The 21,653-nt window shown below is 62.4% G+C and carries 19 protein-coding genes; 12 read left to right on the top strand and 7 right to left on the bottom strand.

Translation table 11 applies throughout. The features are described 5' to 3' along the window. Positions 1 to 50 precede the first annotated feature (50 nt). The 3 genes from A0O30_RS27265 to csiR all read right to left on the bottom strand — a co-directional run bounded on the left by A0O30_RS27265 (position 51) and on the right by csiR (position 2,870). Positions 51 to 1,442: a HAMP domain-containing sensor histidine kinase gene (locus tag A0O30_RS27265; protein ID WP_105948796.1), complete on the bottom strand. Its 1,392-nt coding sequence runs from the start codon at positions 1,440 to 1,442 to the stop codon at positions 51 to 53. Further along, on the bottom strand, positions 1,420 to 2,100 hold the full coding sequence (locus A0O30_RS27260; RefSeq protein ID WP_016714103.1) for a response regulator transcription factor: 681 nt from the start codon (positions 2,098 to 2,100) through the stop codon (positions 1,420 to 1,422). Before A0O30_RS27260 ends, A0O30_RS27265 begins: the two co-directional genes overlap by 23 nt. 74 nt (positions 2,101 to 2,174) lie before the next feature. Continuing rightward, positions 2,175 to 2,870: a DNA-binding transcriptional regulator CsiR gene (gene csiR, locus A0O30_RS27255; protein WP_012272506.1), complete on the bottom strand. Its 696-nt coding sequence runs from the start codon at positions 2,868 to 2,870 to the stop codon at positions 2,175 to 2,177. Between the two features lie 194 nt (positions 2,871 to 3,064). On the opposite strand from csiR, the gene glaH reads away from it, so the two are divergent. The 4 genes from glaH (at position 3,065) to A0O30_RS27235 (ending at position 7,932) form a co-directional block, all read left to right on the top strand. Further along, positions 3,065 to 4,042: a glutarate dioxygenase GlaH gene (gene glaH / locus A0O30_RS27250; RefSeq protein ID WP_105948795.1), complete on the top strand. Its 978-nt coding sequence runs from the start codon at positions 3,065 to 3,067 to the stop codon at positions 4,040 to 4,042. Between the two features lie 114 nt (positions 4,043 to 4,156). After that, positions 4,157 to 5,407, top strand: coding sequence for an L-2-hydroxyglutarate oxidase (lhgO, locus tag A0O30_RS27245; protein WP_105948794.1), 1,251 nt, complete (start codon positions 4,157 to 4,159; stop codon positions 5,405 to 5,407). Between the two features lie 152 nt (positions 5,408 to 5,559). Beyond that, positions 5,560 to 6,951: a GABA permease gene (gene gabP / locus A0O30_RS27240; RefSeq protein WP_019097041.1), complete on the top strand. Its 1,392-nt coding sequence runs from the start codon at positions 5,560 to 5,562 to the stop codon at positions 6,949 to 6,951. A gap of 87 nt (positions 6,952 to 7,038) precedes the next feature. Beyond that, positions 7,039 to 7,932: a PA4780 family RIO1-like protein kinase gene (locus tag A0O30_RS27235; protein WP_105948793.1), complete on the top strand. Its 894-nt coding sequence runs from the start codon at positions 7,039 to 7,041 to the stop codon at positions 7,930 to 7,932. Between the two features lie 161 nt (positions 7,933 to 8,093). Here A0O30_RS27235 and A0O30_RS27230 read toward each other — a convergent pair whose 3' ends face one another. Beyond that, positions 8,094 to 8,741 carry a TetR/AcrR family transcriptional regulator gene (locus tag A0O30_RS27230; protein ID WP_105948792.1) on the bottom strand — a complete coding sequence of 216 codons (648 nt, stop codon included), beginning with the start codon at positions 8,739 to 8,741 and terminating at the stop codon, positions 8,094 to 8,096. A gap of 126 nt (positions 8,742 to 8,867) precedes the next feature. On the opposite strand from A0O30_RS27230, the gene A0O30_RS27225 reads away from it, so the two are divergent. From A0O30_RS27225 to hemB, 7 genes are all read left to right on the top strand, one after another. Next, entirely contained in the window at positions 8,868 to 10,904 is a 2,037-nt protein-coding gene (locus A0O30_RS27225) for an NADH:flavin oxidoreductase (protein WP_105948791.1), read from the top strand. A gap of 104 nt (positions 10,905 to 11,008) precedes the next feature. Beyond that, a complete protein-coding gene (locus tag A0O30_RS27220) occupies positions 11,009 to 12,301 on the top strand; it encodes a Xaa-Pro peptidase family protein (protein ID WP_105948790.1) in 1,293 nt (430 codons plus the stop codon). A 24-nt stretch (positions 12,302 to 12,325) separates the two neighbouring features. Then, on the top strand, positions 12,326 to 13,117 hold the full coding sequence (locus A0O30_RS27215) for an amino acid ABC transporter ATP-binding protein (RefSeq protein ID WP_177410321.1): 792 nt from the start codon (positions 12,326 to 12,328) through the stop codon (positions 13,115 to 13,117). Then, on the top strand, positions 13,117 to 13,758 hold the full coding sequence (locus tag A0O30_RS27210) for an amino acid ABC transporter permease (protein ID WP_105948788.1): 642 nt from the start codon (positions 13,117 to 13,119) through the stop codon (positions 13,756 to 13,758). The genes A0O30_RS27215 and A0O30_RS27210 overlap by 1 nt, the downstream gene beginning before the upstream one ends. Next, entirely contained in the window at positions 13,755 to 14,423 is a 669-nt protein-coding gene (locus A0O30_RS27205) for an amino acid ABC transporter permease (RefSeq protein WP_105948787.1), read from the top strand. Before A0O30_RS27210 ends, A0O30_RS27205 begins: the two co-directional genes overlap by 4 nt. Before the next feature lie 33 nt (positions 14,424 to 14,456). After that, positions 14,457 to 15,290 (top strand): ABC transporter substrate-binding protein, encoded by an 834-nt coding sequence (locus tag A0O30_RS27200; RefSeq protein ID WP_105948786.1) that lies wholly within the window; start codon positions 14,457 to 14,459, stop codon positions 15,288 to 15,290. Positions 15,291 to 15,452: 162 nt separating this feature from the next. Beyond that, positions 15,453 to 16,427 (top strand): porphobilinogen synthase, encoded by a 975-nt coding sequence (gene hemB, locus A0O30_RS27195; protein ID WP_013972900.1) that lies wholly within the window; start codon positions 15,453 to 15,455, stop codon positions 16,425 to 16,427. 53 nt (positions 16,428 to 16,480) lie between these two features. On the opposite strand, the gene A0O30_RS27190 is transcribed toward hemB, so the two are convergent. Together A0O30_RS27190 and A0O30_RS27185 are read right to left on the bottom strand one after the other, a co-directional pair. Then, positions 16,481 to 17,815 carry an MFS transporter gene (locus A0O30_RS27190; RefSeq protein WP_105948785.1) on the bottom strand — a complete coding sequence of 445 codons (1,335 nt, stop codon included), beginning with the start codon at positions 17,813 to 17,815 and terminating at the stop codon, positions 16,481 to 16,483. A 64-nt stretch (positions 17,816 to 17,879) separates the two neighbouring features. Then, entirely contained in the window at positions 17,880 to 19,199 is a 1,320-nt protein-coding gene (locus A0O30_RS27185; RefSeq protein WP_105948784.1) for an FAD-binding oxidoreductase, read from the bottom strand. Between the two features lie 245 nt (positions 19,200 to 19,444). Between A0O30_RS27185 and proP the strand changes: the two genes are divergently transcribed. Then, a complete protein-coding gene (gene proP, locus A0O30_RS27180) occupies positions 19,445 to 20,947 on the top strand; it encodes a glycine betaine/L-proline transporter ProP (RefSeq protein ID WP_060499019.1) in 1,503 nt (500 codons plus the stop codon). On the opposite strand, the gene A0O30_RS27175 is transcribed toward proP, so the two are convergent. Next, entirely contained in the window at positions 20,948 to 21,649 is a 702-nt protein-coding gene (locus A0O30_RS27175) for a YoaK family protein (RefSeq protein ID WP_105948783.1), read from the bottom strand. Positions 21,650 to 21,653 lie beyond the last annotated feature (4 nt).

Here is a 21,653-nt window from a genome sequence, read left to right as displayed (position 1 = left end):
TACTGTGGGAGCTGGCTTGCCGGCGATGGGCCGCAAAGCGGCCCCCGTTTTTACTTGGCTAGCCCCGCCAGTGGGCAATGCAGCACCAACTTCGCACCACCCAACTCGCTCTCCCCAATCTCCAGCCCGAACCCATGCAGGTCGACGATCGCCGCAACGATCGACAACCCCAGGCCGAACCCGGCATGGCGATGGCCTTCATCGCTGCGATAGAACCGCTTCAACACCGCAGTACGCTCTTCCTCGGGAATACCCGGCCCACTGTCCTCGATGGCCAGTTGCAGGCGGTTGTCGTCCACTATCGCGCTAATCCCCACTTGCCCGCCTTCGGGCGTGAACTTGATAGCGTTGCCCACCAGGTTGGCCAGTGCCTCGAACAGCAGTTCGCGGTCACCGTGCAGAGCCGGCAGCTGCGCGGGCTGGTGCAATTCCAGATGAATACCACCATCTTCGGCCAACGGTAGGTAAAAGTCGTGCAGTTCGACCAGCAAATCATGCGGGTCCAGCTGAACGAACCCGGCCCGGCGCTGGCGGTCTTCCAGTTCGCTGATGCGCAACAACCCACGAAAACGTGCCATCAGGGTGTCGGTTTCGCCAATGGCCTGGTCCAGCGCCTCGGCTTGCGCAGAGTCCACATCGCTCTGCTGGCGAATGCGGTACAGCTGGGCGCGCAGGCGAGTCAGCGGGGTGCGCAGGTCATGGGCAATGTTGTCGCACACACCTTTCACCTCATGCATCAACCGCTCGATACGGTCGAGCATGGCATTGACGATGGCGGCCAGCATGTCCAGCTCGTCGCGCCTGGCCGACAAGGGCAGGCGGTGCGTCAGGTCACCCGCGACGATAAGCTCGGCCTGGGCCTGGATCGCGCGGATACGCTTTAGCGGCTGACGGCGCAACAAATACCAGCCTGCAAAGCCTGGGATCAGCGTCAAGGAGATACCCCAGAGCAGGGCATCGAGAATAATCCGGGTCACCACGAACAGTGAGCCGTTATCGCGGAACAGTACCAGCCAGCGGCCATCTTGCACTTTGATCGCCACCGCATCGCAGCTGTCGCGGGGCAGGTGTGGGTCGTCGGCATCCAGGCAGCGTTTCAACTCATGGATCTTGCCGTCCAGCCTGAGCTCCGGGGGCAGGGCACGCACACTGCCGCCCATCGGGTTGAGCTGGGCGTCAAACAGGCCGTAGGCGTCGAAGCTGCGTTCTTCGAAGGCCTGGCTGGCGATCAGGGCGTCATCCAGCTGCTTGCCGCTCATGTGCGCGAACAGGTGCTGGCGTTGCAGCATGGAGTGGCGGGTGAGTTTGTTCAGGTAGCTGGACACCTCGAAATACAGCACCCCCATGAGGATGCTGCTCCAGGCCACGAACAGAAAGCTGTACAGCGCCAGCAGGCGGCTGGTCGAAGAGCTCCAGCCTTTAGACGGGTTCAGCAATGGCATAGCCGGAGCCCCGTACCGTACGGATCAGCGGCGACTGGCCGGGGGAGTCGATTTTCTTGCGCAGGCGGCCGATGTGCACGTCGATCAGGTTGGTGCCCGGGTCGAAGTGGTAGCCCCAGACTTCCTCGAAAATCATCATCCGCGTGATCACCTGGCCGCTGTGGCGCATCAGGTACTCCAGCAGCTTGTACTCGGTGGGCAACAGGTTGAGGGTATTGTCACCACGGCGCGCCTCGTGGCTGATCAGGTCCAGCTGCAGGTCGGCGACCTGCAGGCGGGTCTGGGTCATGGGCACGCTGTTGCGGCGCAGCAATACCTCGACCCGCGCCGCCATCTCGTCGGAGGCAAACGGCTTGGTCAGGTAGTCGTCACCGCCGGCACGCAGGCCGCGCACCCGCTCATCGACGTCGGAGAGGGCGCTGATCATCAGGATCGGCGTGGCGATCTTGAGGCTGCGCAGGGTGGTCACGATGGTCAGGCCGTCGACCTCGGGCAGCATGCGGTCGAGGGTGATCAGGTCATAGCCGCCGGCAATGGCTTTGGCCAGGCCTTCACGGCCATTGTCGGCCCAATCCACGTCCAGGCCGTGGCTGGTAAGTTCGGCGACGATTTCCTGGCCGGTGACGGCGTCGTCTTCGATGGTCAGTACGCGAGGCATGCTGGTTCCTGGGCATCTAATAGAGATTTGATTGTGCCAAAGAATAGACAACCGGCGATTTAAGAAAAATTCATCTAGCGTGCGCCGATACCCTCGGCATGCATGATCTGCGCAATGATCGGCACCGGCGTCATCAGGTGCGAGCGCATCATGGCGCTGGCGCGCTTGGCGTCGCGGGCGAGAATCACCTCCACCAGTGCCGCATGCTCCTGGCGCTTGAGCTCCAGCGCCTGTTCGGAAAACACCGTCTGCGTCAGCCACAGGTGGCGATAACGCTCGGCCTGGTCGAACAGGTAGGTGCGCGCCTGCAGCAGGTGCTTGGAACCGCAGCCCGAGGCAATGGCGGTATGAAACGCCTTGTGCCGTTCGTCCCACACATCCAGGCGCTGTTCGCGGGTTTTTACTTCCACGACCTTGGCCAGTGTATGCGAGTGGGCCAGCACTGACGCCTCCCAGGCGTCATCACCGCGCTCGATGGCCAAGGCAATGATCATCGCCTCCAGGTTGGCGCGGGCATCGTAGATGTCGTTCATCTCGTCCAGCGACATGGGCGCCACCCGGTAGCCTTTCTGGCTGATGGCGTTGACCAGGTGTTCGGCCACCAGTTGCGACAGCGCTTCGCGCAGCGGGCCCACGCCCAGGTCGTAGCGTTCCTTCAGGGCGCTCATCAACAGTTTTTCACCGGGCTTGAACACGCCACGGATGATGTCCTTCTTGAGCCTCTCATACCCGCTGAATGCTGAGTTTTGTCGGGGGGCGAGCGCTTCCAAGATCCTGTTCCTCAAAACGTTTTGGCGATCATACCGAAACCCTCTGCGGACGAAAAACAATGGACAATAATGAATAATGGCCATGAAAGATAAAAATGTAGACATTTTTGTTGAGTGGCGATATTTTTAGCTCGCCCGCACTGATCCAGGTCATCACTGGATAGCGCCAACCACCTTTTTGCCAGGACACTGCCATGAACGCCTTTACGCAGATCGACGAACTTGTGATGCCGCTGCCGCTCGAACCGCGTGGTTACACCATCGCTCCCTCGAAGCAGTCGCCGCGCCTGCTGGAACTGACCTTTGCCCGCGAAACTGTCGACGCGTTCGTCCAGGCCGTCGCCCAATGGCCGGTGCAGGCGCTGGAGTACAAGTCGTTCCTGCGCTTCCGGGTAGGCGAAATTCTTGATGAGCTGTGCCAGGGCACCTTGCGCCCCGTGCTGCTCAACACCATCCTCGACCGCACGACCGGCGGCATGCTGATTACCCCGATCGGCCTGGATGACGTGAGCCAGGCCGAGGACATGGTCAAGTTCACCACCGCCTGTGCACACCTGATCGGCCGTTCCAACTACGACGCCATGAGTGGGCAGTTCTATGCGCGCTTCGTGGTGGTCAACAGTGACAACTCCGACAGCTACCTGCGCCAGCCGCACCGGGTCATGGAGCTGCACAACGACGGCACCTTCGTGAACCAGATCACCGACTACGTGCTGATGCTGAAGATCGACGAAAAGAACATGGAAGGTGGCAACTCGCTGCTGCTGCACCTGGACGACTGGGAGCAGTGCGAGGAATTCTTCCGCCACCCGATGGCACGCCGCGAAATGCGCTGGACTGCGCCACCCAGCAAAAAGGTTGCCGAGGATGTGTTCCACTCGGTGTTCGACACCGATGGCGAAGGCCGCCCGACCATGCGCTACATTGACCAGTTCGTGCAGCCGGAAAACTACGAGGAAGGTATCTGGCTGAACGCCTTGTCCGACTCGCTGGAAGGCAGCGAGAAGAAGGTGTCGGTACCGGTAGGTGTAGGCAGCTTCCTGCTGATCAACAACCTGTTCTGGCTGCATGGCCGCGACCGCTTCACCCCGCACGAGGGCCTGCGCCGTGAGCTGATGCGTCAGCGTGGTTACGTCGCCTTCCCCAAACCGCTGTACCAGCGCGGGCAATAATCAAGGGTGCCGGGCGGGCGCCCGCCCATGCGCTTTTGCAAAAAAACGATGCCACCAAGGCCCGCGCGGGCCTTGGTGAGCCAGCCAGGCAATGCCTGCGTGTGAGGTAAGGCTGTGTACGATTTCATCATTATTGGCGGTGGCATTGTGGGCATGTCCACGGCCATGCACCTGATCAAGGTCTACCCGGACGCGAAGATTCTCCTGCTGGAGAAGGAGTCCGGCCCGGCTCGCCATCAGACCGGCCACAACAGCGGCGTGATTCACGCCGGCGTGTATTACACCCCCGGCAGCCTCAAGGCGCGTTTCTGCCTGGAAGGCAACAAGGCCACCAAGGCCTTCTGCACCCAGCACGGCATCCGCTTCGATGAGTGTGGCAAGTTGCTGGTGGCTACCAACGACCTGGAAATGCAGCGCATGAAGGCGCTGTGGGAGCGTACGGAAGCCAACGGCCTGGAACGCTACTGGCTGTCAGCAGACGAGTTGCGCGAGCGCGAGCCAAATATCGTAGGTATGGGTGGCATCTTCGTGCCGTCCAGCGGCATCGTCAATTACGCGCAAGTGACCGCCGCCATGGCCGCAGACTTCCAGCGTGCCGGTGGCGAAATCCGCTATGGCGCCGAGGTGGTCGGCTTGCAGGAGCAGGCCAGCGAAGTGATCGTACGCACGCAGCGCGACGAGTTCCGCAGCCGTTTCCTGGTAACGTGCTCGGGCCTGATGGCCGACCGCGTGGTGAGCATGCTGGGCCTGCGCACCGAGTTCGTGATCTGCCCGTTCCGTGGCGAGTACTACTTGCTGCCCAAGCAGCATGACCAGATCGTCAACCACCTGATCTACCCGATTCCTGATCCGTCGATGCCGTTCCTGGGCGTGCACCTGACCCGCATGATCGACGGCACCGTCACCGTCGGCCCCAACGCCGTACTGGCAATGAAGCGCGAGGGCTACCGCAAGACCGACGTCAGCCCTGGTGACCTGTTCCAGACCCTGACGACCCCCGGCATTCTCAAGGTACTGGCGAAGAACTTCCGCCCGGGCCTGATCGAGATGAAAAACTCGCTGTTCAAGGGCGGCTACCTCAAGCAGGTGCAGAAGTACTGCCCGAGCATCACCAAAGCCGACCTCACGCCGTACCCGGCCGGCGTACGCGCCCAGGCGGTGTCGCGTGACGGCAAGCTGATCGACGACTTCCTGTTCGTCAACACCGCGCGCAGCGTCAACGTGTGCAATGCGCCGTCGCCGGCCGCCACCTCGGCCATTCCGATCGGCGCCTACATTGTCGAAAAGGTGTGCGAGCAGGTCAGCCTGCAAGGGGGCCACGTCCCCAAGGCTGATCGTGCAGCCAGCCAGCGGGCTGCCAGCTGACACACCCGTAATACGTTTTGCGGTCTCCTCTTACTCAACCCGAACTGCCCTACTCACCATTTAGGGCAGGGCGGGCTTTTTCGCGCCTGCGTCGGTGATCGTGCCAGCCGACGGCCCCTTCGCGGGCATGACAAAAACAACAAGGTAGCGCCATGCAAACCCACAAGAACAATTTGAGTCATGGATTGAAATCACGGCATGTCACCATGCTGTCCATTGCCGGCGTGATCGGTGCAGGCCTGTTTGTCGGCTCTGGCCGTGCCATTGCTGAAGCCGGGCCGGCCACCATTCTGGCCTATATCCTGGCCGGTGGCCTGGTAGTGCTGGTGATGCGCATGCTGGCCGAAATGGCGGTTGCCTCGCCAGATACCGGGTCGTTTTCCACCTATGCCGACCTCGCCATCGGCAAATGGGCCGGCTACACCATCGGTTGGCTGTATTGGTGGTTCTGGGTGCTGATCATCCCGATCGAAGCCAACATCGCCGCCACCATTATCAATTCCTGGGTCCCGCAAATGGAGATCTGGGTATTGTCGCTGGTAATCACGTTACTGCTGACCGCTACCAACCTGTTCAGCGTGAAGAACTACGGTGAGTTCGAGTTCTGGCTGGCACTGGTCAAGGTGGTGGCTATCGTCAGCTTCATTGCGCTTGGCGTATGCGCCATTTTCGGTTTGTTGCCGGGTTCCGGCGTCAGCGGCGTCTCGCGCCTGTGGGACACCGGCGGTTTCATGCCAAATGGCTTCGGCGCAGTGCTCAGCGCCATGCTGATTACCATGTTCTCGTTCCTAGGCGCCGAGGTGGTGACGATTGCGGCAGCCGAGTCTGACGAGGCGGGCAAGCATATTTCCAAGGCCACCAATTCGGTGATCTGGCGGATCACGCTGTTCTACATCCTGTCGATCTTCATCGTTATCGCACTGGTACCGTGGACCGACCCGCGCCTGGCCACCGAAGGCTCATACGTGACGGTGCTGGATACCCTGGGTGTGCCAAATGCCAAGGCCATCATCGACTTCGTGGTGCTGACATCGGTGACCAGCTGCCTTAACTCGTCGTTGTACACCGCCTCGCGCATGGTCTATTCGCTGAGCCGTCGCGGTGATGCTCCGGCTTGCGCCCAGGTGACCAGCCGCAGCGGCACACCAGTGGTAGCGGTGCTGCTGTCTACCGGCGCTGCGTTCCTGGCGGTGATTGCCAATTACCTGGTGCCGGCCAAGGTGTTCGGCTTCCTCATGGCAAGCTCTGGTGCCATTGCCCTGCTGGTGTACCTGGTAATCGCCGTTTCCCAGCTGCGCCTGCGCCAACGCTTGACTGCACAGGGCAAGACGTTGGGTTACCGCATGTGGCTGTTCCCGTGGCTGACCTGGGGCGTGATCCTGTTCATCAGCGGCGTATTGGTGCTGATGCTGTTCCGGCCGGATCACCGCCTTGAGGTGGTGTCGACCATGGTGCTGGCGGTGCTTGTGGTGTGTTCCGGCCTGCTGGTCACGCGGCGCCGGGCACGCGCTGTGCCGGTGAATAGCGTAGGGCAGGGTGCCTGACACGTCTGGTCTGAAGACAGACGAGCAAGTCGCATCAGGCTGTGAGAGGATGTCCGCCATTGCAGCCAGGACCCCGAACACAGCCTGATGAAGACACCCAAAAGAATCGAACCCCTGATCGAAGACGGCCTGGTCGACGAAGTACTGCGGCCGTTGATGAGTGGCAAGGAGGCCGCCGTGTACGTGGTGCGCTGTGGCAGCCAGGTACGTTGCGCCAAAGTCTATAAAGAAGCCAACAAGCGCAGCTTCCGCCAGGCCGCCGAGTACCAGGAAGGCCGCAAGGTACGCAACAGCCGTCAGGCCCGGGCCATGGCCAAGGGCAGCAAGTACGGCCGCAAGGAAGCCGAAGACGCTTGGCAGAACGCCGAAGTGGCGGCGCTGTTCCGCCTTGCCAGCGCGGGCGTGAGGGTGCCCAAGCCTTACGACTTCCAGGACGGCGTGCTGTTGATGGAGTTGGTAACCGATGCCGATGGCGATGCCGCGCCAAGGTTGAACGACGTGCACCTTGAAGCCGAGGATGCCCGTACGTTCCATGCCTTTGTCATTCGTCAGATCGTCTTGATGCTGTGTGCCGGGCTGGTGCATGGCGACCTGTCGGAGTTCAACGTGTTGCTGGGCCCGGACGGGCCGGTGATCATCGACTTGCCACAGGCGGTGGATGCGGCGGCCAACAACCATGCCTTCAACATGCTGCAGCGTGATGTTGACAACATGGCCCACTATTTCGGGCGTTTTGCGCCGGAGCTGAAAAGCACCCGGTATGCGCAGGAAATGTGGGCGCTGTACGAGGCCGGTGACTTGCTTCCCGACAGCCCATTGACTGGCGTGTTCGAGGATGACGAACATGAAGCCGACGTCACCGGGGTAATGCGCGAGATCGATGCTGCCCGCATGGATGACGCCCGCCGCCGTGCAGCGCGCGCTGAGGCCGAGCATGGGCCGGCCAAGGCAGAAGAGCCTACGCCGCCCTGGTTGCAGTAACAGGATGAAGGTATCGGTTTCCAGCTAGTCAAGCAATTGGGGCCGCTTTGCGGCCCATCGCCGGCAAGCCAGCTCCCACAAGTACTGTGCAAATCTTCAGCATGGCGCGGCCCCTGTGGGAGCTGGCTTGCCGGCGATGGGCTGCACAGCAGCCCGAAGCATTAACTATCTGCCAGTTGGGGCACATAGCCGTTACGCTGGTAGAACCGTTCCAGCTCATGGGCTGCCGGCTCTTCCCCGGTGAAGATGCGCAAGTACTCGGGGATGAAGCGCATGCGGTACTCCAGCGGCTCGATGGTCTTCATGCTGATGTAGCCGATCTGCGCCAGGTAGATCGAGCGCGCACGCGTGGCGGCAGCGTCCTCGCTGAAGCCGAACCGGTCGAACATCTGCTTCAGGGCCTCCATACGCACGGCATCGGCTTGCTTGATTTCTTCGGCCACTTGCTCTGACTGCAACGCCCAGCTGCGCATGGCGAATTCACACTGTGAGTCGAACAGCGCGCTGTTCAGCCAGCAGTCGAAAACATTCAGGATTGCCTCGGTAATCGAGGCGGCATAGGCCTGCGTCTGGTTCACCAGGTTGTGGGTGTTCTTGTGCTTCCACTGCTCGATAAGCGCCGCCAGCAACGCTTCGCGGTCTTCGAAGTACCAGTAGAAACTGGTGCGGGCAAGGTTGAGTTTTTTGGCCAGCGGTAGCACGCGCACCGCATCCACCCCCGATTCCTTGAGGGCTTCGAAGGCGGCGTTCAGCCAGCTTTCGATCGAGCCGCGGGCGCTGCTTTCTGGTGGGGTCGTGGTCATGTTCATAGGCGCATTGTTCCGTATCCATGGGGGCCTGGCAAGCTTAATGTACACCACTGTCGAATTTATTGACACCTGTGTACATGATGGCTAATGTCGATTTTGCCTGATGACCTGAATGCGAGAACGACCATGTCCAATGATCCGTTGCTTCAGCCGTACCAACTCAAGCACCTCACCTTGCGTAACCGCATCATCACCACCTCCCACGAACCGGCCTACCCGGAAGAGGGCATGCCCAAGCAGCTGTACCGTGCCTACCATGTGGAGCGGGCCAAGGCCGGCGTGGCCATGACCATGACGGCAGGCTCTGCGGCCATCTCCCGCGACAGTCCACCCGTGTTCAACAACGTGCTGGCCTACAAGGACGAAGTAGTCGGCTGGATGAAAGAACTCACCGACGAATGCCACGAGCATGGCGCGGCGGTGATGATCCAGCTGACCCACCTGGGCCGCCGTACCCGCTGGGACAAGGGCGACTGGCTGCCCGTGGTGTCGCCGTCGCACAACCAGGAGCCGGCGCACCGGGCCTTCCCCAAGCGCCTGGAAATCTGGGATATCGAGCGTATCGTCAAGGACTACGCCGATGCCGCCGAGCGCATGAAGGCCGCCGGGCTGGATGGCATCGAGCTGCAGGCATATGGCCACCTGATGGACCAGTTCTGGTCGCCGCTCACCAACGAATTGCAGAACGTTTACGGCGGCTCGCTGGAAAATCGCCTGCGCTTTACCTTCGAAGTACTCACGGCCATTCGCCAGCGGGTGGGTAATGAGTTCATCGTCGGTATCCGCTACACCGGCGATGAAGTACTGGCCGGTGGGCTGACCAAGGACGAAGGGTTGCAGGTTTCCCGGTTGTTGAAGAACAGCGGCATGATCGACTTCCTCAACGTGATCCGTGGCAACATCGCCACCGATGCCGGCCTGACCGATATCATCCCGATCCAGGGCATGCGCAACGCGCCGCACCTGGACTTTGCCGGCGAAATTCGCTCGTTGACCGGCTTCCCCACGTTCCATGCGGCGAAGATCCCGGACGTGGCCACCGCCCGGCATGCCATTGCCGCAGGCAAGGTGGACATGGTCGGCATGACCCGTGCGCACATGACCGACCCACATATCGTGCGCAAGATCATCGAGGGCCGCGAGGACGATATCCGCCCTTGCGTGGGCGCCAACTACTGCCTGGACCGCATCTACCATGGTGGCGCAGCCTACTGCATCCACAACGCCGCCACCGGCCGCGAAACCACCATGCCGCACGAAATCCCCAAGGCGGCGCAGCGGCGCAAGGTCGTTATCGTCGGCGCTGGCCCTGCGGGCCTTGAGGCAGCGCGTGTAGCGGGCGAGCGTGGCCACGATGTGGTGGTGTACGAAGTGGCCGACAAAGCCGGTGGGCAAATTCGCCTGACCGCGCAATCGGAGCGGCGCAAAGAGATGATCAGCATCATCGACTGGCGCCTGGCCCAGTGCGAACGCCTGGGCGTGACGTTCCACTACAACGTCTGGGCCGACAGCCAGATCATTCTTGATGAAGCGCCCGATGTGGTCATTGTCGCCACGGGCGGCCTGCCGCACACCGAGGTGCTGGAGCAAGGTAACGACCTGGTGGTATCGAGCTGGGACATCATCTCCGGTGACGTCAAACCCGGGCGCAACGTGCTGGTGTACGACGATGCAGGCGACCATGCCGCACTGCAAGCTGCGGAGTTCATCGCGCAAAGTGGTGCCCGTACCGAAATCATGACCCCCGACCGCACCTTCTCGCCCGAAGTCATGGGCATGAACCTGGTGCCCTACATGCGCGCCCTGCAACAACTGGACACCAACTTCACCGTGACCTGGCGGCTAAAAGCGGTCACGCGGAGCGAAGACGGCCTGCTGGCAACCATCGGCACCGACTACAGCGAGCTGCGCCAGACCCGTCTGGTGGACCAGGTGGTGGTCAACCACGGTACCCGGCCACTGGACGAGCTGTACTTCCAGCTGTGCCCGCTGTCGAGTAACGAAGGCGCGGTGCAGTACCTGGACCTGATCGCCGGCCGCCCGCAGGCCGTGGTACGCCGTGACGATGGCCGCTTCCAGTTGTTCCGCATTGGTGATGCGGTGGCCTCGCGCAACACCCACGCAGCCATTTATGACGCCTTGCGCCTGGTCAAGGACCTCTGACCCGCGCGCCGTAAAACAATAAAAAACAGCAACGCCTGATTTTCGCTTCCTTGTTACTGCCCTGGCTCCAACAACGACAACGATATCCAGTGGAGAGTGTAACCATGCACATCGGTACCCGACCGAGCCCTGCGTCATCCCTGCAGTTTCGTGACGACCCCAGCGTGACCGGCCACGCCTTGGCCCCTGTTGACAGCGAGTTGCTTGCCGCCCAGGCCGCAATCGACCGTAAAGCCCTGCGCCGCTACCGGCTGGAGCGCATTCGCCAGCAACTGCGTGCCCATGACTATGGCGGTATCCTGCTGGCCGACCCGATCAACATCCGCTATGCCACCGACACCAACAACCTTGGCTTGTGGGTCATGCATTCGCCCAGCCGTTATGTGTTCGTGCCCACCGAAGGCCCGGTGGTGCTGTTCGAGTTCACCAGCAGCCGGCATAACAGCGAGCATGTCGAAACCATTGACGAGATCCGGCCTGCGTTGCCCTGGCTGTACTTTCTCGCAGGCCCCCGCGTCGATGAAAAGGCGGCGTTGTGGGCGGCCGAGGTAGCCGAGCTGATGGTCCGCCACAGCGGCGGCAACCGCCGCCTGGCCGTGGACCGCTGCGACCCCTGGGGCGCCGAGAAACTCAAGGCCAGAGGTATCGAACTGTTCGATGCGCAACCTTTGATGGAGCAGGCGCGGCTGATCAAGTCGGCCGAGGAAGTCGCCAGCCACCGGGTGTCGATGGCCGTCTGCGACCTGGCCATCGCCCGCATGCGTGCCAGCCTGCAGCCAGGCATTACCGAAAACCAGCTGTGGAGCATCCTGCACGGTACCAACGTGGCCCAGGGCGGTGAATGGGCCGAAAGCCGGTTGCTGAGCTCTGGCCAGCGCACCAACCCGTGGTTCCAGGATGCGACCGACAAGGTCATCGAAGCGGGCGAGATGGTCTGCTTCGATACCGACATGGTGGGCCCCGGGGGGTACCTGTCGGACATCTCGCGCAGTTTCGTCTGCCCCGGCAAGCCGGTAACCGCGGCCCAGCGCGAGTTGCTGGACATCGCCAGCCAGCAAATCAGCCACAACGTCGAACTGCTGCGCCCCGGGTTGTCGTTCCGCGAGTTTGCCGAGCGTTGCTGGCCAGTACCGCACAAGTACGAACACAACCGCTACATGATGATGTTGCATGGCGTTGGCCTGGTCGATGAATACCCTAGCGTGGCCTATGCCGTGGATTTCGCCGAGTGGGGTTACGACGGCCTGTTCCAGGAAAACATGGTGGTCTCGGTAGAAAGCTACATCGGCGAGCGGGGTGGACGCGAAGGGGTGAAGCTGGAGGAACAGGTGCTGATCACCGCCCTGGGCGCGGTCAAGCTGTCGAGCACGCCCTTGGTCGATGACCAGCGGTCTTGAGCGGAGGATCTGCACATGAACCCGATGAGTGTTCCCCTGCGGCAGGTGCCGCCCGTGCCATCACCCAAGCCCGCATTCCTGCGCCTGGACTCGATCCATAAGCAGTTCGGCCCTTACGAGGTGCTGCACGACGTCAACTTCGAGATGAGCAAGGGTGAGGTGGTGGCCATCATCGGCCCCAGTGGCTCGGGTAAGAGTACGTTGCTGCGCTGCATCAACCAGCTGGAGCCACCGACCCGCGGGCGCATCCGTCTGGACGAGCTGGATATCGACGCTGCCATGCCCCTGCAGCGTGCCGATCTGCTGAAACTGCGCCGGCGCATTGGCATGGTGTTCCAGTCGTTCAACCTGTTCCCGCACATGACCGTGCTGCGCAATGTGAGCCTGGCGCAAATCCGCACGCTTGGGCGCAGCCAGCGTGAGGCCGATGCGCGCTCCATGCAGTTGCTGGAGCGGGTAGGGCTGGCCGACAAGGCCGGGCACTATCCAGCGCGCTGTTCCGGTGGCCAACAACAGCGCATCGCCATTGCCCGGGCGCTGGCACTCGAGCCTGAGCTGATGCTGTTCGATGAACCTACCTCGGCGCTAGACCCAGAGCTGGGCCTGGAGGTGTTGGCGGTGATGAAGGAACTGGCCAGCGAAGGCATGTCGATGATCGTTGTCACCCATGAGATGCACTTTGCCGAAACGGTGTCTGACCGGGTGGTGGTGATGGCGGATGGGCGCATCCTTGAGCAGGGGGCGAGCGCCCAGGTGATGCGCCAGCCGCGCCACGAGCGGGTGGTGAAGTTTCTCCAGGCCGTGAGGGACCGCTGATGAACGACATACTGCTGATGTTGCTGGCCGGTGTGCCGTGGACGTTAGGGGTGACCCTGTGTGCGTTTGCGACCGGTGTGGTGCTGGGCTTTCCGCTGTGTGCGCTTCGCATGGCCAAGGCCCGGGGACTGGCGGCTCTGGGTGCGGCCATCGTACTGACCTTGCGTTCGATCCCGCCGATTGTCTGGCTGTTCTTCATCTTCTTCGGCATTGGGGGTGGCTATGTCAGCCTGTCGCCGTTTGTGGCAGCAACGGTGGGCCTGGGCCTGATCACCGCGGCGCAGATGGCCGAAGTGTACCGCGGTGCGTTCGCAGCGATTCCCGATGGCCAGTACGAGGCGGCGCATGTGCTGAACCTGTCATCTGCGCAGCGCTTTTTCGATGTGGTGCTGCCGCAGTTGACGCGTATCTCCATTCCTACGGCGGCCACCTATGCCATTGGCCTGCTCAAGGATTCGGCGGTGGCATCGACACTGGGCGTGGCAGACATCAGCTTCCAGGCCTACCAGGTGTCGCAGCAGACCTTCCAGGGGCTGGGCGTATACAGCGCTGCGGCACTGGTGTACCTGGTGCTGAGCGTGCCAGTGGCGTTGGCGTCGCGCTGGTTGTCCGGCACCTTGCAACGGAGGATCAGCCTGTGAGCGAACTACTGAGCCTGTGGGCCGAATGGTTTCCGGAGTTGTGGAAGGGTTTTGTGCTGTCGTTGCAGGTGACGGCGATCAGCCTGGTGCTCGGTGTTGCGCTTGGCTTGCTGCTGGCCCTGGGCGTCAGTGCCAAGGGCAGGGTGGTGCGCTACCCGGCCTTGGTGATTGTCGAGCTGGGGCGCGGTGCGCCGGCCTTGATCCTGCTGCAGTATTTCTACTTCGGCTTGCCCTCGGCAAACCTCACCCTGAGTTCGTTCTGGGCTGCGGCATTGGCACTGGCCTACTGCACCGCCGCATACACCAGCGAGATCATCCGTGGCGGCCTGGAGGCGGTCGCCCGTGGCCAGCACGAGGCCGCCGAGGTGATCGGCCTGGACCGCGCCGACGCACTGCGCTACGTGATCCTGCCCCAGGCCTTGCGGGTGGCGCTGCCGTCGTTGCTGGGCTTCTCGATCATGATGTTCCAGGCCTCGTCACTGTGCTTCACCATCGCCTTGCCAGAAATCGTCAGCCGCGCGTCGGCCATCGGCTCTTCGACCTTCCAGTACATGCCGGTACTGGTGCTGGCGGGGCTGATGTATGCGGCCGTCTGCGCACCGGCAAGCCTGGGCGTGGCCGCCCTGGAAAGAAGACTGGCGCCCGGCCAGCACGCAAGCTCCTGAACCCTGCCTGCCCTCAACATTGCATAGGTACCCGTGATGAAACCATTCAAGCGCGTCACCCGTTGGTTGGCCCTTTGCGCCGCCGTTGCCGGCAGCGCCCAGGCCATGGCCGAGTGCAAGCCAAGCCACAGTTTCGAAACCCTTACACCTGGTGTGCTGACCGTGGCTGCGTGGGTGTTCCCGCCTTACTCCGTGCCTGGCCCGAATCAGGAACTGGGCGGAGTGGACGGGGAGATCATCAAGCAGATCGCCGCCCGCGAGTGCCTGTCCATCAAAGCCAGCGTGCTCGACCCGGCAGCGGCGATCCAGTCGGTGGTCACCCGCCGTGCCGACGTGGTCATCGGCGACTGGTACCGCACGGTGGAGCGCGGCAAGGTATTGGGGCTTTCGGCGCCGCTGTACCTGGATGTGATGGGCATTATCTCGAAGCAGGGTTATGCCACGGTCGGTGAGCTGGAGGGCAAACGGGTCGGCACCGTGCAGGGCTACCTGTGGGTCAACGACCTGAAGAAGGTGCTGGGTGATAACCTGGTGCTGTACCCCAACCCGGTGGCCATGGCGCAGGACCTGGCGTCCGGGCGCATTGAGGCCGGTATCGACAGCCATGCGGTGGCGGTGGTGTCGCAGCAGAAGGGGGCCTACCAAGGGGCGAGCATCAAGGTGTCTGCGCCTGACCCTCGGGTGAAAGCCACCGAGCAGCCGGGGCAAACAGCTATCCCTTATATGCTGAGCAATACCGAACTGGGCAAGGCGCTGGATGCCAACATTCAGGCATTGCATGGCAGTGGCGAGATTGCGCGGATTCTCGAAGCCCATGGGCTGGACCGGCAGGCCGCAGAAGTGGGGGCACCGCGGCTGGTGGAGTGAATTCTCCTGTGTCGACCTCTTCGCGGGCATGCCCACGAAGAGGCCCTTGCGGGCAAAACCCGGCCATTGCCATTGACGCAAGACACAATCTCGTCATTTAGCCTTTTCACTGGCGCGCGACAGGCATAAGGTATACGCCGTTCAAAATGCCCTGGAGCTGTCATGTCCAACCAATTCCCGTCCGTTCGTCCCCGCCGCCTGCGCCAGAACGAGTCCCTGCGCACGATCTTCCAGGAAACCGAGTTCCGCCTGGAAGACCTGATCCTGCCGATCTTCGTCGAAGAGGGCATCGATGACTTCGTGCCGATCACCAGCATGCCCGGTGTCAATCGCATCCCCGAAAAGCTGCTGGCCCAGGAAATCGAGCGCTACGCCCGTGCCGGGATCAAGTCGGTGATGACCTTTGGCGTATCGCACAACCTGGACGCTGTTGGCAGCGACACCTGGAACGAAAACGGACTGGTTGCGCGCATGTCGCGCATCTGCAAAGACACCGTGCCGGAAATGGTGGTGATGTCCGACACCTGCTTCTGCGAATACACCAGCCACGGCCACTGCGGCGTGCTGCATGACCACGGTGTGGACAACGACGCCACCCTGGCCAACCTGGGCAAGCAGGCGGTCATCGCCGCCGCTGCCGGTGCCGACTTCATCGCCCCGTCGGCGGCAATGGACGGCCAGGTACAGGCTATCCGCAGCGCGCTGGATGGCGCCGGTTTCCATGACACGGCGATCATGGCCTACTCGACCAAGTTCGCCTCGTCGCTGTATGGCCCGTTCCGTGAAGCCGGTGGTACCGCGCTGAAGGGCGACCGCAAGAGCTACCAGATGAACCCGATGAACCGTCGCGAAGCGGTGCGCGAGTCGCTGCTGGACGAGCAGGAAGGGGCAGACGTGCTGATGGTCAAGCCGGCTGGCGCCTACCTGGACGTGATCGCCGACATCCGCGCCGCGTCGCGCCTGCCGCTGGCGGCCTATCAGGTGAGCGGCGAGTACGCGATGATCAAGTTCGGCGGCCTGGCCGGTGCCATCGATGAAGGCCGGGTAGTGCGTGAAAGCATTGGCGCAATCAAGCGTGCCGGTGCTGACCTGATCCTGACCTACTTCGCCATGGACCTGGCCCGCGAAGGTATCTGACGCCAGGCCTTCAGGTATGAAAAAGCCGCTGCACATGCAGCGGCTTTTCTTTTTTACAGCGCTGCCGCTTCCTGCAGGCTCATCGACTTGGTCTCGGGTGCCAGCACCAGTGACACAGCCAGCCCCAGCATGGTGATCGCCGCTGCAGCGAACATCGTGTTGGCGATGCCGTAGTGTTCCAGCGAAATCGGTACCAGCCAGGTACCGATGGCCGAGCTGAAGGCCGCCAGGGAGGCGCCCATGCCCACCGCGAATGCGCGGATTTCGGTGGGGAACAGCTCGTTCGGGTAGACGAACTCCAGCACCTGGGCACCGCCAATGAACAGCGCGTAGGCACCGAACAGCGACAGCACCACCCAGCCCTGTGCATCCGGGAAAAGGCCCAGCCCCAGCAGCGCCAGCCCCGACCACAGGAAGCTGTGGAGGATGATGGTGCGTCGGCCCAGGTAGTTGATCAGCCAGGTGGCGATGATGCAGCCCAATACCAGGATCAGGGTGATGCCCATCGAGCCGTAGGCGGCCAGGTTACCGGTCAGTTGCAGTGCCTGGAACAGCTTGGGCACGAAGGCATACACGGCGAACAGCGGGATCACCGCGCAGGCCCAGAACATCACCACGAACAGGATGCGTTTGCCGTAGCCGGCGCGCAGGGCGCCGATGAATGACATGGCCTCGCCCGGGGCGCTGTCATCGCTGATGTTGCGCAGCGAGAAGTCACGCCCGTAAACCTTGCGGATGACTTGCTCGGCTTCTCTGCGGCGGCCTTTGCTCAGCAGCCAGCGTGGTGACTCCGGGGTCCCCAGGCGGGCGAGCAGCAGCAGGCCGGCAATGATTGCCGGGCTGGCCATGACCGTGCGCCATTGTTCCGGGCCTGCGTCGGCCAGCATGAAGTTGCCGGCAATGTATGCCAGCGCGGCGCCGACGAACCACAGCACGGTCAGCAGCGAGAGCCGCGAGCCACGGGACTTCTGCGGAATGAACTCGGTCAGCAGCGAACCGGCAGCGGTGTATTCGATGCCGACCGCCAGGCCGCACAGCAGGCGCAGCAGCGACAGGGCCAGCGGGTCTTGAACCCAGAGCATGGCCACGGACGACAGCATGACGATGGCCGGGGCGACGAAGAACAGCTTCTGCCGGCCCATGCGGTCGGTCAGCCAGCCGCCGAAGAAGCCGCCGGCGAATACGCCGAGCAGGGCCATGGCGGCGACCATGCCTTGCCAGAAGCCGCTCAGGTTTAGCGAAGCCGACATGGGAAGGGTAGCCACGCCGATGATGCTGAGGATGTAACCGACCATCACCCAGCCCAGCCCGGTACGCAGGGTGAGCAGTTGATGGAAGCTGTTGATTTCAACGTCGTCGATCATGACGGGTTGGGCAGTGGAACGCATGATTTTCTCTTGATCTGGTAATAGTGCAACGCAAGGCAGATGGCGGGCCTGGTAGCCCGCGTGGTCAGACTTCCAGGCCGGCGCGGAACTGGCCCCACTTGAGCACCGAGTTCACGCCGATGGACAGGAACGGCTGTGGCGGGGTCTTGTTCGGGCCTGGCGACGACAGCAGGAAGTCGATGTGCTCGTTACGTTCGCCAGCCAGCCAGTCGGCCAGCAGCTTGCCGGTGGCGGTACCGCGGGTGATGCCCAGGCCGTTGCAGCACAGCGCGCCGTACACGTTCGGTGCCAGCTGGCCGAAGAAGCCTTCGTGGTTTTCCGACAGGCAGATGGCGCCACTCCAGGAGTATTCGAACTCGACATTCCCGAGCATCGGGAAGCGTCGCTCGAACGATTTGCGATGGGTCGGCAAATGGCTCTGCAGGGCGTTGGCGCGGGGGCGGCCGTCCGGGTAGAAGTTGAAGCTGTTGCGGATCAGGATGCGGTTGTCGGCGGTGCGGCGCACGGTGCTGCCGAACGGGTGCGCGGGGATCACCCCCCACACCGGCTGGCCACCCAGGCGGGCTTGCTCTTGCTCGGTCAGCTGGCGGCTGAGGCTGGCGTACAGGAACGTCGGCAGCAGGCGGCCCTTGAGGAAACCGAATGCCGAGGCAAAGCCGTTGTTGGCCAGGATCAGCTTGTCAGTGACGATGGTGCCACGGTCATGCACCAGGGTGATCCTGTCGCCCTGGTCGATCGAGGTGATCGGCGTGTGTTCGTACAGGGTGACGTTGGCCGGCAGGTTGTCGGCGAGGCCCTTGACCAGCGCCGAGGGCTGCAGCAGCAAGGTGCCGGGGATGTGCAGGGCCTTTTTGTAGTACGAGGTGCCAATGTGTGCGGGCAGGTCCTGCTCGTCGATCAGGGTAGAGCTGCAGCCGATTTTCTCCAGGCCACTGCGGTAGGCCTCGAGGATGGCAATGCCCTTGGCGCCGACGGCGGCCTGGTATTTACCGGAGTCAGACATCTGGCAGTCGATGCCGTTGCGCTCGACGATGTCGCGCAGGTAGTCCTGACCGAGGGTATTCAGGCGCAGGATCTTGGTCGCGACGGTGACGTCGCCGATGTAGTCCTTGGCGCCGATGTCATGCGGCACATCGATGGCGAAACCGGCATTGCGGCCGGCGGAACCAAAGCCGACTTCCTGGGCTTCGACCAGCACGATCTCTTCATTGGGGAAGTTCAACGCCATCTGGCGCGCCGCTGCCAGGCCGGTCAGGCCTGCGCCGATGATGGTCCAGCGCGCTTCCTTGCGACCCGAATGGCCCGGGCGCGGCTGACGCTTGGGGCTGGTGTGGTACCAGCCCGGACGGGCGTCATCGCCAGGCAGCGAAGTTACTTTTTGCATTTATCTACTCCGGTTAACGATCTTGCACGGTGACATGCCGCAGGTGGCACATCGGCCGTCGAGTGCGACATTTTGTCATTGTCTATCGACATTATACAAATTGTCTACTATTCGTTTTCTCGCTCATGCCCGGATTCACCCGCGAGCGGCCAGCAAGCGGATTCACAAAAAATCGTTAAGCGCTGAATTATTTAGTGTCCCGTTGTATCTGAACCCTAAGAGCATTCATCGACAGGGATACGGGCATGAAACCTCGCAAGAAAAGCGTCCAGCCAATCGGCCTGAAGGACATCACGATCGTCGACGACGGAAAGATGAAAAAGGCGATCACCGCCGCAGCGCTGGGCAATGCCATGGAGTGGTTCGACTTCGGTGTTTACGGCTTCGTCGCCTACGCGCTGGGGAAGGTGTTCTTCCCCAATGCCGACCCCAGCGTGCAGATGATCGCGGCACTGGCCACCTTTTCTGTGCCGTTCCTGATCCGGCCGTTAGGCGGACTGTTTTTTGGCGCCCTGGGCGACAGGTTTGGCCGGCAAAAAATCCTCGCCGCGACCATCGTGATCATGTCGCTCAGTACCTTCGCTATCGGCCTGATACCGTCCTATGCCAGCATCGGCATCTGGGCGCCAATTTTGTTGCTGCTGGCCAAGATGGCCCAAGGGTTCTCAGTGGGCGGCGAGTACACGGGGGCGTCGATCTTCGTCGCCGAATACGCCCCCGACCGCAAGCGGGGTTTTCTCGGTAGCTGGCTGGACTTCGGCTCCATTGCCGGTTTTGTGCTTGGTGCAGGCGTGGTGGTGCTGATTTCTACCGTTCTCGGCGAGGAAAAATTCCTGGAGTGGGGCTGGCGCCTGCCGTTCTTCCTGGCCCTGCCGTTGGGCATCATCGGCCTGTACCTGCGCCATGCGCTGGAAGAAACACCCGCGTTCCAGCAGCATGTCGAGAAGCTGGAGCAGGGCGACCGCGAAGGGCTTGCCTCCGGGCCCAAGGTGTCGTTCAAGGAGGTGGCCACCCAGCACTGGCGCAGCCTGGTGACTTGCATTGGTGTGGTGATTGCCACCAACGTCACCTATTACATGCTGCTCACCTACATGCCCAGCTACCTGTCGCACAACCTGCATTACAGCGAAGACCATGGCGTGCTGATCATCATCGCGATCATGGTCGGCATGCTGTTCGTGCAACCGATGATAGGCTTGCTCAGCGACAAGTTTGGCCGCCGGCCATTCATCATCGTCGGGAGTGTCGGCCTGTTCGCCCTGGCCATTCCGGCGTTCATGCTGATCAACAGCGGCGAGCTGGCGGTGATTTTCGCCGGGTTGCTGATCATTGCCGTCATGCTCAACTTCTTCATCGGCGTAATGGCCTCGACGCTGCCGGCGATGTTCCCCACGCACATCCGCTACAGCGCCCTGGCCAGTGCCTTCAACATATCGGTGCTGATCGCCGGCCTTACCCCGACGCTCACTGCCTGGCTGGTGGAGAGCACCGGCAACCTGTACATGCCGGCTTATTACCTGATGGCGATTGCCGCCGTGGGCCTTGTCACTGGCCTGACCATGAAGGAAACCGCCAACAAGCCGCTGCGCGGTGCGGCACCGGCGGCATCGGACATCGAGGAAGCGCGTGAACTGCTGCAGGAGCACCACGACAACATCGAGCAGAAAATCGAAGACATCGACGCGCAGATCGCCGAGCTGGAAGCGAAACGCAAGGTGCTGGCTCAGCAGCACCCGCGCATCGACTGATCAGCGAGGCATGTAGCCGCGCTGCCAGGCGCGCGGGATGAACCGCGATACCAGGGCCAGCACACACGCCAGTGCGCAGCTGCCGGCCAGTGCCTGCAGGCCCAGGTGTTGTTGCAACCAGGCGCCGAGCGCGGCCCCCGACAGCATGCCGGCCCAAGGCACCAGCTGCACCCGCCAGCCGTTACGCCGCTCGCCCAGCAGCCAGCGCCCCAGGCCGCGGCCGAAGCGGGACAGGGCGCCAGTAACGTAGGTCAGGCCGATGGGCAGGCCGTTCACCTGTTCGACCACGGCGTTGATCATGCCCATGGCCAGTGTGGCGGCCAGTAATGCCGGGAAGGTGGCTGCCAACGGCCATACGGCTGCGAACCCCAGCAGTGCGGCGACCACCAGCAACACGGGCCAGGCCCGGCGGTGAAAGCCGCGTGCCAGCAGTACGCCCAGCGCATTGCCGGCGACAAAGCCCAATACCGCGCCACTCAGGCGCAGCACCAGGGGCAGGTCGGCTTCACTGATGGCCACCGCCAGGCGCGTGGTGTTGCCGCTCATGAATGACACGAAGTCACCCAGCGCCAGCAGGCCGATGGCATCGGTCATGCCAGCCAGCACCGACAGGGCGGCGACCAGGCCGAGGCCGACACGACCACGCAGGGTTTGCAGCCGCAGCCGCCTGGCCGTGCGCGCGGGGAGGGCATTGGGCAGCATGCGC

The sequence above is a fragment of the Pseudomonas sp. LLC-1 genome (genome assembly GCF_002992185.1).
GTDB classification, from domain to species: Bacteria; Pseudomonadota; Gammaproteobacteria; order Pseudomonadales; family Pseudomonadaceae; genus Aquipseudomonas; species Aquipseudomonas monteilii.
Note: the sequence above shows the minus strand (reverse complement) of the source record. Positions and strands in the feature narration are given on the sequence as shown.

Bases quoted from the DNA above. Each gene is read 5' to 3' on its own strand.
- A0O30_RS27185 (WP_105948784.1), bottom strand. From the start codon at position 19,199: ATGCAAAAAGTAACTTCGCTGCCTGGCGATGACGCCCGTCCGGGCTGG.
- A0O30_RS27220 (WP_105948790.1), top strand. From the start codon at position 11,009: ATGCACATCGGTACCCGACCGAGCCCTGCGTCATCCCTGCAGTTTCGT.
- hemB (WP_013972900.1), top strand. From the start codon at position 15,453: ATGTCCAACCAATTCCCGTCCGTTCGTCCCCGCCGCCTGCGCCAGAAC.
- A0O30_RS27265 (WP_105948796.1), bottom strand. From the start codon at position 1,442: ATGCCATTGCTGAACCCGTCTAAAGGCTGGAGCTCTTCGACCAGCCGC.
- A0O30_RS27210 (WP_105948788.1), top strand. From the start codon at position 13,117: ATGAACGACATACTGCTGATGTTGCTGGCCGGTGTGCCGTGGACGTTA.
- A0O30_RS27230 (WP_105948792.1), bottom strand. From the start codon at position 8,741: ATGAACATGACCACGACCCCACCAGAAAGCAGCGCCCGCGGCTCGATC.
- A0O30_RS27225 (WP_105948791.1), top strand. From the start codon at position 8,868: ATGTCCAATGATCCGTTGCTTCAGCCGTACCAACTCAAGCACCTCACC.
- proP (WP_060499019.1), top strand. From the start codon at position 19,445: ATGAAACCTCGCAAGAAAAGCGTCCAGCCAATCGGCCTGAAGGACATC.
- gabP (WP_019097041.1), top strand. From the start codon at position 5,560: ATGCAAACCCACAAGAACAATTTGAGTCATGGATTGAAATCACGGCAT.
- A0O30_RS27190 (WP_105948785.1), bottom strand. From the start codon at position 17,815: ATGCGTTCCACTGCCCAACCCGTCATGATCGACGACGTTGAAATCAAC.
- A0O30_RS27260 (WP_016714103.1), bottom strand. From the start codon at position 2,100: ATGCCTCGCGTACTGACCATCGAAGACGACGCCGTCACCGGCCAGGAA.
- glaH (WP_105948795.1), top strand. From the start codon at position 3,065: ATGAACGCCTTTACGCAGATCGACGAACTTGTGATGCCGCTGCCGCTC.
- A0O30_RS27235 (WP_105948793.1), top strand. From the start codon at position 7,039: ATGAAGACACCCAAAAGAATCGAACCCCTGATCGAAGACGGCCTGGTC.
- A0O30_RS27215 (WP_177410321.1), top strand. From the start codon at position 12,326: ATGAGTGTTCCCCTGCGGCAGGTGCCGCCCGTGCCATCACCCAAGCCC.
- A0O30_RS27175 (WP_105948783.1), bottom strand. From the start codon at position 21,649: ATGCTGCCCAATGCCCTCCCCGCGCGCACGGCCAGGCGGCTGCGGCTG.